Genomic DNA, 13,439 nt, shown 5'->3' with positions numbered 1-13,439 from the left:
CGTAAGGGCGGAACCATAGGAGGCCGTAACCGCAGCAACGGATATTCACCCCAACCAAGGCATCACCCCAACCAAAGCATCACCCCAACAACCGCCCCAACGCCCTGCTCAAATCTTCATGCACCTGCAACACATCAGGCATGACCGCAGCCATACGCAGCAAATCATGGGTCAACCCCGGACAATGTTCGAGCTCAACCCTCACCCCGTGAGCACGCAATTTATCGACATAAGCCTGCCCTTCATCGAGCAACGGATCAAACCCGGCCAACAGCACAATAGCCGGTGCGACCCCACGCAGATCCTCCGTCAGCAACGGCGAAAAACGCCAGTCCAGACAGTCGTGCGGGCTGCGCGCGTAGTGCTGATAGAACCAGTCCAGCGTTTCGTTTTCCAGCAAGTAACCTTCGCCGAACAGCAGGCGCGAATCGTGGGGGCGTGAAGCATCGGTGACCGGATAACACAGCAACTGCGCCTTGGGCGCGATGGCTACGGTTTGCGGTTGTACGACTGCCTGTATCGCCAGCACGGTGGCCAGTGTGGCGCCGGCGCTGTCGCCGCCGAACGCTACGCGCGTGGTGTCGAGGCCGAGGCTTGTGGCGTTTTCCGCCAGCCACGACAAGGCGTTTTCGCCATCTTCCAGGGCCGCAGGAAAACGATGCTCGGGCGCCAGTCGATAACCGACCGACAAAACCGCGCAAGGCGTGCGCTGGCAAAACTCGCGGCACACACCGTCGTGGGAATCGAGGCTGCCGACGACGAATCCGCCACCGTGGAAATACACCAGCACCGGCAGCGGCGTGACGGCGCCGTTCGGCCGATAAAGTCGCAACGCCAAAGGCGTGCCGTCCCGGGTCGCCATGTCGATCTGCGTCACCGACAGATCCGAAGGCGCAGCCCAGCGCAGTTGCGCGGTGGTCTGCTCGAAGGTGGCACGGGCCTCGCTCGGGGTCATCTGGTGCATGGCCGGCAGGCCGGCGTCCTGGCTGTCTTGGGCCAGGTCGAGAAAGGCTTCCAGGTCAGGGTGTAACGACATCGCTAAGATCCTTGTATAAGCAAAAAAGGGGCGCGCCTCGGCAACGCCCCAAAATGACCGAGTGCCCGGCGATCAGACCGTGCGTGCCATGCAATGCTCGATCAACGCCTCCAGCTCGCGCTGGTAATCGTTCATCAACGCATCCATGGTCCCGGCGCGATAGCGCTGGCTGCTGTAGATGCAGCGCAAGGCCAACTGACCGTCATAGACCTGGCCGACAATTTCCAGCCAGTTACCCAGGTTCGCCTTCAGGCTGTAGTTGTCACCGGTCTCCTCCAGTGCCGGCACCAGCAATGCCTGCTCGTCGAAGCTCTGGTCGAACTGCCCCAGGTAATTGAACGTGACGCGCGCCTGCGGCAGATCCGCCAGTTGCCGAGACACCTCGGCCCCCGCCAGATGGCGCAACACGCCGTAGCCGATGCCCTTCTGCGGAACCGCTGCCAATTGCGCCTGCACATCGACGATCGAGCGGCCGATGTCCTCGCTGTCCGGACGCAGACGTACCGGGAACATACTGGTGAACCAACCCAGACTGCGGCTCAGGTCGAGGGTCTCGAACAGGTCTTCGCGACCATGCCCTTCGAGCAGGATCAGCGCCGACGGCTGCTGACTCCAGCGGCACAACGTGCGGCTGAGCGCCGACAGCAGCAGATCGTTGATCTGCGTGCCGTACACCGCTGGCGCCTGTTTGAGCAGTTGCTCGGTGTGCTCGCGTGACAGCTTGAGGCGCGCCTGCGCTTGTTGGCGCACGAGGTTTTTGCCGCGCGGGTTGTCGCACGGCAGATCGACACCCGGCTGATCCAATTGCTCCAGCCACCAGCCCAGTTCCTGCTCGGCAATCACTGGCGCCTGGGCCTGCAATGCCTCGGCAAACGAACGGTAGCTGCTGGTGCGAATCGGCAGCTGCGGTTGCAGCCCTTGCACGCAGGCTTCGTAGGCGACCTTCAAGTCGTCCAGCAGAATCCGCCACGACACCGTGTCGACCACCAGGTGATGGATCACCACCAGCAGTCGCGCCTGCCCCTCGGGCATGGCGACATGCATCACTCGCCAGACCGGCCCGGCGTCGAGTTTCAGGCTGCGCTGGGCGAGGTTGGCCAGCGTTTCGACCTGCTCGCTGTTCGCGGCTTCACGACGCCAGAGCAACGCTTCACCCTGTTCATCGAGCTCACAGTAGCGTTGCACCCAGCGCCCGCCTTCGCGGGAGAAACGCAGACGCAACGAGTCGTGATGTTTTTCGATCCAGCCCAGCGCCTGCTCCAGCGCATCCAGATCCAGCGGCTGGCGCGCGCTCAGCAGCAGCGACTGGTTGTAGTGATGCGCCTCGGCCATGTCCTCGGCAAAGAACCACTCCTGAATCGGCAGCAGGTTGAACGTGCCCTCCGCTGCCACCTGCGTGAGGTCCGTCGCCGGTGGCTGGCCGCCCTCCTTCGCCACTTCCTGCTCGACGATGCCGGCGATGGTCTGATAGCGCATCAGATCGCGCAGTTTGAGCTCCATGTTCAGCGTCGGGTGGTTACGCACCCGGGAAATCACCTGCAGGCTCAGAATCGAGTCGCCGCCCAGTTCGAAGAAGTTGTCGCAGATGCCCACCTGCTCGACCTGCAACACCTGAGCCCAGATTTGCGCGAGCAAGGTTTCCTGCTCGTTGCGCGGAGCGACGTATTCTTCGGTTTTGAACTCAGGCTCCGGCAACGCCTTGCGATCGAGTTTGCCGTTGGGTGTGACCGGGAAAGCGTCCAGGCAAACGATCTGCGCCGGCACCATGTATTCCGGCAACGACGCCCGCAGCCCGGCCTTGAGTTCATCGCCCATGTCCTGCCCGGCTTCGGTCACCACGTAACCGATCAGCTGTTTGCCCGACGCATTGTCCCGGGCGATCACCAGTGCATCGGTGACCGCCGGCAACTGTCGCAGACTCGCCTCGACTTCACCCAGTTCGATGCGGAAGCCGCGCACCTTGACCTGATGGTCGATGCGCCCGACGTAATCGACCACGCCGTCCGCACGCAGGCGCACCAGGTCGCCGCTGCGATACAGGCGCTCACCCGCGGCGAACGGGTTCGGCACGAAACGCTCGCAGGTCAGGTCGGGACGCCCGTGATAGCCGCGGGCGACGCCATAGCCACCGATGTACAACTCGCCGGCAAAACCTGGCGGCAACGGGTTCAGGTCTTCATCCAGCACGTACAGCGAACGCGCACCAACGGCGCGGCCGATCGGCGCATACGCCGCTTCGCAATGCTGACTCACCGGGACTTTCCAGAGCATCGGCGTGACCACGGTTTCGGTAGGGCCATAGCCGTTGGTGAAGTACTCGGGACGCAGCGCCGCCTTGACCTGCTCGAACGTCTGATCCGGTACCGCGTCACCGCCAAAGCAATAGATGCGCACCGGTGGCGGTGAGATACCACTGGCGGCGGCGTATTCGGCCAGCTGCTTGAGGTAGGCCGGCGGGAAGCAGGCAATGGTGATGCCGTATTCGTGCAACGCCTCGTAGGTCTGCTCCGGTGTCCACAGGCAACCGTCGCGAATCACCAGGCGACCGCCGCTGTACAAGGTGCTGAGCCAACGCTCATGGGCGCCGTCGAAAGCGAACGACATGAAGTGCAGCTCGCAACTGCTGGCATCCATTTCATACAGCTCGGCAATCGCCTGGCAGTGCATGCTCAGCGGGCCTTGGGTCACCGCAACGCCTTTCGGCCGCCCGGTGGAACCGGAGGTGTAGACCAGATACGCCAGGCCCTGCTCGTGAACGCGGCTGTCGGGGGCGTGAGCGGCATAGCGGCGCTCATCGAGGTGATCGATTTCCAGACGCAGCAAACCCTGCGGCGCCGGCAACGTCGCACGCAGGCTGCTCTGGGTCAGCAACAGCGCCATGCCCGAATCTTCGATCATGTACGCCAGACGCTCCGGCGGGTACTCGATGTCCAGCGGCACGTACGCCGCCCCGCTCTTGAGCACCGCGAGGAAGCTGACCACCATCTCCAGCGAGCGCGGCAAGGCGACGCCGATCACCACTTCCGGGCCGGCACCGTGTTCGATCAGGCAGTGAGCCAGACGATTGGCGCGCTGCTCGAGTTCGGCGTAGCTCAGGCTCATCCCCGCGCATTGCAAGGCAATGGCCTGCGGCTGTTGTTGCGCGTGGCGGCTGATCAACTCCGGCAACAACGCTGCCTGATGGTTGTGCGCCGGTTCGGCGCTCCAGGCCTGCGCCGCTTGCCATTGTTCGCGGCTCAGGCGCTGCAGGTTGCCAAGGCGCTCGTACGGCGCGGCCATCATCGCCGCGAGGGTGTTTTCCATGGTCTGGCGAATACCCAGAACCGCTTCGGCACTGAAGTGGCTGCGCAGATACAGGTATTCGATCGACAACTCGTCACCGAGCATCACCGCGAGGTCCATCGGCACGTTGGTCACGCCGTGGCCGATGGATTTGCCGAAGGTCAGGTCGGTGTCGTTTTCTTCTTGCAGGCGATCGTCGATCGGGAAGTTCTCGAACACCACAATGCTGTCGAACAGGGCCTGGCCGCCGAGGTTGGACCAGCGCTGTACATCGGCCAGTGGCGCCTGGGAGTAATCGCGGATGTCGAGGTTATAGGCCTGCACTTCACCGAGCCAGTCGGCCACGCGCTGATGCGCTTGCGGCGTCTGAATGATCGGCAAGGTGTTGATGAACAGGCCGAGCATGTTGCCGACATTCGCCAGACTTTCCGGACGCCCCGACACCGTAGCGCCGAAGGTGACCGTCTGCTGCCCGGTGTAGCGTTGCAACAGCAGCAGCCACGCGCCCTGAATCAAGGTGTTGGGGGTGATGCGCAGGTCGCGGCAGAACTGCAGCAGTTGTTCGGTTTGCGCCTTGTCCCAGTTCGAGTAGATCGCATCGTGGCCGGAAACATCGGCGCTGTGGCGCGGATGCATCGCCTGGCTCAGCGCCGTCGGCTCGTTGACCACGGCCAGACGCGCCTTCCAGAACAGCTCCTGAGCGTCCTGGTCCTGCGCCTGCAACCAGGCGATGAAGTCGCGGTAACGACCGTTCTCGCCGATGATTTCGCCCTTGGCGTAATACTGCAAAACCTCGCCGAACAGGCGCGAACTGCTCCAGCCGTCCATCAGGATATGGTGGCTGGTCCAGATCATCTGGTATTGATCGTCGCTCAGGCGCAGCAGGGTTATCCGCTGCAAACGCGCCTCGGCCAGATCAAAACCGAGCGCGCGGTCATCGCTGGCGAACCGGGCAATCAGCTCTTCGCTGGTTTCCCGTTCACGCCAGTCGAGCACCTGCATCTGCAACGGGGCGTGGCGATGCACCACCTGCAACGGTTTCACCAGGCCATCCTGCCAATGGAAACTGGTCCGCAGAATCGCCTGCCGGACGATCACGAATTCCCACGCCTGACGGAAGCGCTCCACGTCCAGGCCCTTGATCGGCAGGCTGACCTGCTGGACGTAAAGGCTGCTGCCGTTGTCCGACAGCGTGTGGAAAAGCATGCCCTCCTGCATGGGCGACAGCGGGTAAACGTCCTCGATCATCTGCGCCGGTACCGGCAGCGCGTCGAGCTGCGCCTGATCCAGTTGGGCCAATGGATAATCCACTGCAGTGTCGCCCGCCGAGTCGTCATCCACCGAGACCACGGCCGCGAGTTTCTGCACGGTCTGCTGCTGGAACAGGTCTTTCGGGGTGAACCGAATCCCCTGCTGACGCGCGCGGCTGACCAGTTGAATCGAGATGATCGAATCGCCGCCGAGGGCGAAGAAGTTATCGGTGACGCCGACGCGTTCGATCTTGAGAATGTCCTGCCAGACGTCGGCCAGTTGTTGCTCCAGTGGCGTCGACGCTGCCACGTATTCACGTTGCGCCTGGCTGGCGTCCGGTGCGGGCAGAGCCTTGCGGTCAAGTTTGCCGTTTGGCGTCAGCGGCAGCTGCTCGAGGAACAGCCACTGCGCAGGCACCATGTAATCCGGCAGATGCGCCTTGAGTGCGAACTGCAACGCTTCACTCAGATCGTCCTGCTCCTTGAGGCTCAGGCCGCTGTCGCTCGGCACCACATACGCCACCAGTTGCTGCCCGCTATGGCCATCCACCGCCAGCACCACACCTTCGCGCACGCTGTCCTGGGCAAGCAGACGCGCTTCGATTTCACCCAGTTCGATGCGGAAACCACGCACCTTGACCTGATGGTCGATGCGTCCGACGTATTCAATCCGGCCGTCATCCGTGAAGCGGGTCAGGTCGCCGGTGCGGTACATGCGCTCGCCGCGGGTCGACAGCGGATTGGGCACGAAACGTTCGGCGGTCAGCCCCGGGCGGAACAGATAGCCGCGGGTGATGCCGTCGCCGGCCAGATACAGCTCGGCCGCCACGCCAATCGGCGCCGCCTGCAATTGGCCGTCGAGCAGGTACGCCGAGGTGTTGGCCAGCGGCCGGCCGATGTTCGCCTGACCACCGGCCTCGCGGCGGGTCCAGGTCGAATAGGTGGTGTCTTCCGACGGCCCGTACAGGTCATAGACGTGGGCCACCGAGGTTTCGCCATAGAGCGTGTCGACCAGGCCCTGCTTCAGCGGCTCGCCGGCGAGGTTGATGATGCGCACGCCGGGCGGAATGTGCCCGGCGCGTTGCAGCGCGGCAATCGCCGACGGCACGGTGTTGATCAGGCGCACCTGATCACGCTCCGGCAAGTCCGGCAGTTCCAGCGCATTGCGCGCCATGACGAGCGAACCGCCGCGCGCGAGGGTGACAAAAATCTCCCACACCGACAGATCGAAGCACACCGACGTCGAGGCCAGCACGCCTTGCAGGTCGTCTTCACTGTAGACCTCGGCGGACCAGTGAATCAGCGCCTGCACGTTGCGATGGGCGATGGCCACGCCCTTCGGTTTGCCGGTGGAACCAGAGGTGTAGATCACGTAAGCCAGATTGGCGCTATCGCCCCGCGCCGGCAGATTGTCCGGCGACTGCCCGGCAAACGCCTGCCCACCCGCCTCGACCAACACCACTTGCGCATCGGTCTGCGGCAATTGCGCCAGCAGCGACTGTTGCGTCAGCAGGACTTTCGCCTGGCTGTCGTCGAGCATGTACGCGACCCGATCCGCCGGATAATCCGGGTCCAGCGGCACATAAGTGCCGCCGGCCTTGAGCACCGCCATCAGGCCGATCACCAGTTCCGCCGAACGCGGCATCGCCACGCCCACGCGGATTTCCGGGCCGACCCCGAGCGCCAGCAGATGACGGGCCAACTGATTGGCACGTCGGTTGAGTTCGGCATAGCTCAGCGCCACACCGGCATGACTCAGTGCCTGCGCTTGCGGATGCATCGCCACCCGCGCTTCGAAGCTCTGCGAAATGAGGCGTTGCTCTGCATAGGCGGCGTGATTGTCGTTCCATTGCGCCAGGGTCTGACGTTCGGCCAGCGGCAACAGACCGATCTCGCCCAGGCAACGCTGCGGCGCCTCGAGGAACTGACGCAGCACCTCTTGCAGATGCGCCGCCAGGCCCAGCACGCTGCGCTCGGCGAAGTGTTCGGTGAGGTAGTTGAAGTCCAGATTCAACACGTCGCTGGCCCCGGCAATCAGGGTCAGGCCGTAGTTGGTTTGCTCGCGGTGTTCCAGACCGCCGAAACGCAACCCACCGGGGTTGGCCTCCAGCGCTTCGGAGACCGGGTAGTTTTCAAACACCAGCAAGGTGTCGAACAGCGCTTCGCCGCTCAGTTCGGCCAGACGCTGGATGTCCTGCAACGGGGTCTGCTCGTAGTCACGCAGCAGCAGGTTCTTGTCCTGCACGCTGCGCACCCAGTCGCCGACGCTGACGGTCGCCTGCGGGCTGGCGATCACCGGCAAGGTGTTGATGAACAGCCCCAATTGCTGCTCGATGCCCGGCAGATCCACCGGACGCCCCGACACGGTCGCGCCAAAGGCCACCGTGGCCTGCCCGGTGTAACGCTGCAACACCAGCAGCCACGCGGCTTGCACCAGACTGTTGAGGGTCACTTGCTGCTGACGCGAGAACGCGTTCAGGCGCCGGGTGAAGGCCGCATCGAAATGCAGACGATGCATCTGCTTGCCCGGCCCCGGCACCGTAGCACCGTGGCAGGCCGAAGCCAGGCGGGTCGGCGCCTCCAGCGCAGCCAGTTGCCCGCGCCAGAAATCCTGGGCGGCGGCTTTGTCCTGACCTTGCAGCCACACCAGGAAATCGCGGTAGCGGCCCTGCGCACTCGACACCGGCTGACCGGCGTAATCCTGCAACACCTCGCCGAACATCCGCGAGTTGCTCCAGCCGTCCATCAGAATGTGGTGGCAGGTGAAAATCAATCGATGACGTTCATCCGCAGTGCGCAACAGGCACAGGCGCAACAGCGGCGGATTCTGCAGATCAAAACCGCGCTCGCGGTCGGCCTGCGCTCGAGCCTCAAGCACCGCCGGCAGATCCGCCACACCGCGCACATCGACTTCCGGCATCTCCAGGGTCAACTGCCGATTGATCACTTGCAGCGGTGCATCGAGACCCTCGCGGCCCCAGATGAACCCGGCGCGCAGCACTTCATGGCGATCCACCACGCGCTGCCAGGCTTGCTGGAAACGCGCCACATCGAGGCCGTCGATATCCAGCAGCATCTGATAGACGTAGGCGCTGGCATCGGCGTCGTACAGGCTGTGAAACAGAATGCCCTGCTGCATCGGCGCCAGCGGATAGATGTCTTCGATGCGCTGAGCGGCAATCGGCAGGCTGTCCAGATGCGCCTGGGACAACCCGGCCAGCGGCACGTCGGACGGCGTCAAACCACCGCTCGAATGGCTCAGGCAATGGTCGATCAACTCGCCCAGCGCCACTTCATAAGCGCGAGCCAGCGCATTGATCGTCGCCTCTACGAACACGTCGCCGCTGTAGGTCCAGGTCAGGCTCAGCTGGCCCTGATAGACCCGGCCATCGATGGTCAGCCAGTTGGCCATCGGCGCGTTTTCATCCTGACCGGCGCCCTTGTCTTCGGTGGCCGGCACCCATAGGGCGTCGGCGTCGAAGTTGTTGTCGAACTGGCCGAGGTAATTGAACGTGACTTTCGGTTGCGCCAGCCCGTTCAGTGCCGCCTGGGCCTCGGCGCTGCCCAGATGACGCAGCAATCCATAACCGATGCCTTTGTCGGGGATCGCGCGCAGTTGCTCCTTGATGCCCTTGATCGACGCTTCGAGACTGGCGCCGGGGGTCAGGCGCACCGGAAACATGCTGGTGAACCAGCCCACCGTGCGGCTCAGGTCGACATCGTCGAACAGGTCTTCACGACCGTGACCTTCAAGCTGCACCAGCGCGCTGTCCGTGTTTGTCCACTGGCACAACACACGGGCCAGTGCCGTCAGCAGCAGATCATTGACCTGGGTGCGATAGACCGCGGGGGCCTGTTGCAACAACTGACGGGTACGTTCGGCATCCAGTCGGGTGTCGACGCTGCGCTCGAAACGGTTGCTCAATCGGCCTTGCGGGTTGTCCAGCGGCAGCTCGACCGAGACGTCGCGCAACTGCCCGCGCCAGTAGTCGAGTTGACTGTCCAGCGCCGCACTGCGGGCATGGGCTTGCAGACGCTGCCCCCAATCCTTGAACGCGCTGGTCTTGGCCGGCAGCACCACAGCCTGCCCGCCGCTCAGTTGTTGATAGGCGATTTGCAGATCTTCCAGCAGGATCCGCCACGACACGCCATCAACCACCAGGTGATGGATTACCAGCAGCAAGCGCTGGCTGGCGTCCGGCAGATCGACCAGCGCCGCACGCATCAGCGGGCCGTCGAACAGATCGAGACTGCGCTGCAACTCCAGGCACAGCGCCGGCAATGCCGCACTGTCATCCAGCGTGACAGTACGCAGCAACGCTTGCGCCTGATCCGCCGGCGCATGGCTCTGCTGCCAGCCATCGCCGGTCTGGCGATAACGCAGGCGCAGCGCGTCATGGTGCCGTTGCAGGTGCAGCAGCGCCTGTTCCAGCGGTGCCGCTTGCAGCGCCGTGGCCGGGGTCAGCAGGATCGACTGGTTCCAGTGATGCCGCGCCGGGATGTCGCTGGTGAAGAAGTAATGCTGAATCGGCGTCAGAACCGCATCGCCGAGCACGTCGCCCTGTTGCGTCTGCACCGCATCGCTCTGTTGCGCGACAGTTGCCAGACGCTGCACGGTCTGGTGCTGGAAGATGTCTTTGGGGGTGAAGCGAATACCCGCCTGACGGGCGCGACTGACCACCTGAATCGAAATGATCGAATCGCCACCCAGCTCGAAGAAATTGTCGTTGAGACCGACGCGCTCGACCTTCAACACGTCCTGCCAGATATCGGCCAGACGCTGTTCCAGTTCGTTGCGCGGTGCGGCGTAGGCTTCCTGCACCTGGGCGACGTCCGGCTGCGGCAGTTGCTTGCGATCAAGCTTGCCGTTGGCCGTCAGCGGCAGACGCTCGAGGAACGCCCAACTGACCGGAACCATGTAATCGGGCAGCGATTCGCGCAAGTGTGCTTTGATCGAATCGCGCAGCGCGCCCTGCCCTTCGGCATCCAGCGCCTCGTTGGCGACGATCCAGGTTGCCAGTTGCTGACCACTGAGACCGTCGACCGCCAGCACCACCGCTTCCCGCACTGCGGGGTGCTTGAGCAGTTGCGCTTCGATTTCTCCCAGCTCGATTCGGAAACCGCGGATCTTCACCTGATGGTCGATGCGGCCGATGTATTCGATCACACCGTCGCCGCGCAACCGCGCCAGGTCACCGGTGCGATACAGGCGTTGACCGGCCTGCGGATTGAACGGGTCCGGAACAAACCGCGTCGCGCTCATGCCGGCCTGATTCAGATAACCACGGGCCAGACCGGCGCCGGCGATGTATAGCTCGCCGATGCAGCCTTGCGGCACCAGGTTCAGCGCGTTGTCGAGCAAGTACCACGACAGGTCGACGATCGGCTCACCGATCGGGCTGCTGTGGCTCTGCTGCAAGTCGGCCAGCGACAATGGCCGGTAGGTCACGTGCACGGTGGTTTCGGTGATGCCGTACATGTTGATCAGCGTTGGCGCGCGGTCGCCGAAACGTTCGAACCACGGGCGCAGGCTCTGCACTTCGAGGGCCTCGCCACCGAACACCACATAACGCAGGGCGTTATCGCGTGACGACTCGCTGGCCACCTGCATCAACGGCTTGAATGCCGATGGCGTCTGGTTCAGCACGGTGACGTTTTCATCGCACAGCAGGGTGTAGAAATCTTCCGGGGAACGGCTGACGTCGTGGGGCACCACCACCAGTTTGCCGCCGTAGAGCAGCGCACCGAAAATCTCCCAGACCGAGAAGTCGAAGGCGTAGGAATGGAACAGCGTCCAGCTGTCCTGCGGGCCGAAATCGAACCAGTGCTCAGTGGCACTGAACAGACGAATGACGTTGCTGTGCGGCAACAAAGCGCCCTTCGGTTTGCCGGTGGAGCCCGAGGTGTAGATGACGTAGGCCAGATTGTCCGGCGTGGTCAGGCACACCGGGTTGCTGTCGCGGCTGCCTGCGACTGGCTGGTTCAGATCCAGGCAGGTCAGTCCCGCTGGCACCGGCAATTGCGCCAGCAGATGGCCCTGGGTCAGCAGCCACTGGATGCCGCTGTCCGCGATCATGTAGCTCAGCCGATCATCCGGGTAACCCGGGTCCAGTGGCACATACGCGCCACCGGCCTTCAGCACCGCGAGGATGGCGACGATCATGTCCAGCGAACGCTCGACGGCAACACCGACGCGCACGTCCGGGCCGACGCCACGGTCGATCAGCACGTGCGCCCACTGGTTGGCACGGCGATTGAGCTCGGCGTAGGTCAGACGCTGCCCGTCAAAGGTCACCGCGATCGCTTCAGGATGACGTTCAGCCTGGGCTTCGATGACTTGATGAATGCACTGCTTGACCGTTTGTTCCAGCCGTGCCGGATTCCACTGCGCGAGCAATTGTTGCTGCTGGCCGTCATCGAGCATCGGCAGTTGCCCGATACGCTGGCCCGGCTCGGCGACAATCGCCCGCAACAGCGCACTCCAGTGTTGCGCCAGGCGCTCGATGGTCGCGGCGTCGAACAGATCCGTGGCGTACTTGAGCACGGCCTCGATGCCGTGAGCCTGCTCGGTGGTATTCAGGGTCAGGTCGAACTGCGCCGTCTGGCTTTGCCATTCCAGCGGTTCGATGCTCAGGCCGTTGAGGCGGGTTTCGACGCTCGCGCGGCGTTCGGCCTGGTGGTTGAACATCACCTGGAACAATGGGCTGTGGCTCAGACTGCGGCCCGGCTCCAGCGCTTCGACCAATTGCTCGAACGGCAAGTCCTGATGGGCCTGGGCTTCCTGCGCAGTCTGTTTGACCTGACGCAGCAGATCGACAAACGGCATCTGCCCGTCGATGTTGGCCTTGAGCACCTGAGTGTTGACGAAGAAGCCGATCAGACGCTCGATTTCCACCCGCCCACGGTTGGCCACCGGCACGCCGACGCGGATGTCGGCCTGCCCGCTGTAGCGGTGCAGCAACGCCTGGAACGAGGCCAGCAACACCACGAACAGGGTCACGTTTTCCTGACGGGCGAACGCCTTGAGCGCATCGCTCAGCGCCGGATCGAGAATCAGGTTGTGACTGGCCCCGGCAAAGCTTTGCTCGATGGAACGCGGACGATCCATCGGCAGTTCCAGCACCGGCTGCTCACCGCCCAGCTTCTCTTGCCAATACGCCAGTTGCCGCTCTTGCTCACCGGCCTCCATCCACTGCCGCTGCCACAGGGCGTAATCGGCGTATTGAATCGGCAACGCCGGCAGACCGGCGGCGTGCCCGAGATTGAAACCGGCGTACAGCTGCACCAGTTCCTCGATCATCACTTGCAGCGACCAGCCATCGGAAACAATGTGGTGCAGGGTCAGCACCAGGACATGGTCATTCGGGGTGACCTGCAGCAACGCCGCGCGCAACAGCGGGCCATGCTCCAGGTCGAAAGTTTTCTGGCTCTGGGTCTGCACGAACGCCTGAATGGACGCTTCAGGGTCGTTCGCCGACTCAGCGCTCAGTTGCTGGATCTCCAGTGCAAAGGCGCCTGCGGGCAGGACCACTTGCAAGGGTTGTCCGGTTTCCTGGGTGAACACCGTGCGCAAGGTTTCGTGTCGTTCGATCAGCGCCTGGACGCTGCGCTCCAGCGCGGATACATCCAGCGGCCCCTGCAAACGCAGGGCCGTCGGAATGTTGTAGGCCGCGCTGTGCGGCGCCCACTGCCAGAGAAACCACTGGCGTTGCTGGGCGTAGGACAGCAGCAACGGCTCTTCAGCCGTGCGCTTGAAAACCGGGGCAATGTCAAAGAGGTTGACGCCTTTCTGCTTGAGCAGAACCGCCAGAGCCTTTCTTTGCTTAGCCGAAAGTTGTCCTACCGACTCGATTAACTCTTGCACGCGTTTT

General features: G+C 63.4%; 2 protein-coding genes. Both read right to left on the bottom strand.

Features of this window, described 5'->3' with window-relative positions; genetic code table 11:
• Positions 1-79: 79 nt before the first annotated feature.
• Positions 80-1,036 carry an alpha/beta hydrolase gene (locus AC27VU_RS06525; protein ID WP_488723704.1) on the bottom strand — a complete coding sequence of 319 codons (957 nt, stop codon included), beginning with the start codon at positions 1,034-1,036 and terminating at the stop codon, positions 80-82.
• Positions 1,037-1,108: 72 nt separating this feature from the next.
• Entirely contained in the window at positions 1,109-13,432 is a 12,324-nt protein-coding gene (locus AC27VU_RS06520) for a non-ribosomal peptide synthase/polyketide synthase (protein WP_488723703.1), read from the bottom strand.
• Positions 13,433-13,439: the final 7 nt, after the last annotated feature.

The sequence above is a fragment of the Pseudomonas sp. 14P5.3.2 genome, from assembly GCF_057799175.1.
Note: the sequence above shows the minus strand (reverse complement) of the source record. Positions and strands in the feature narration are given on the sequence as shown.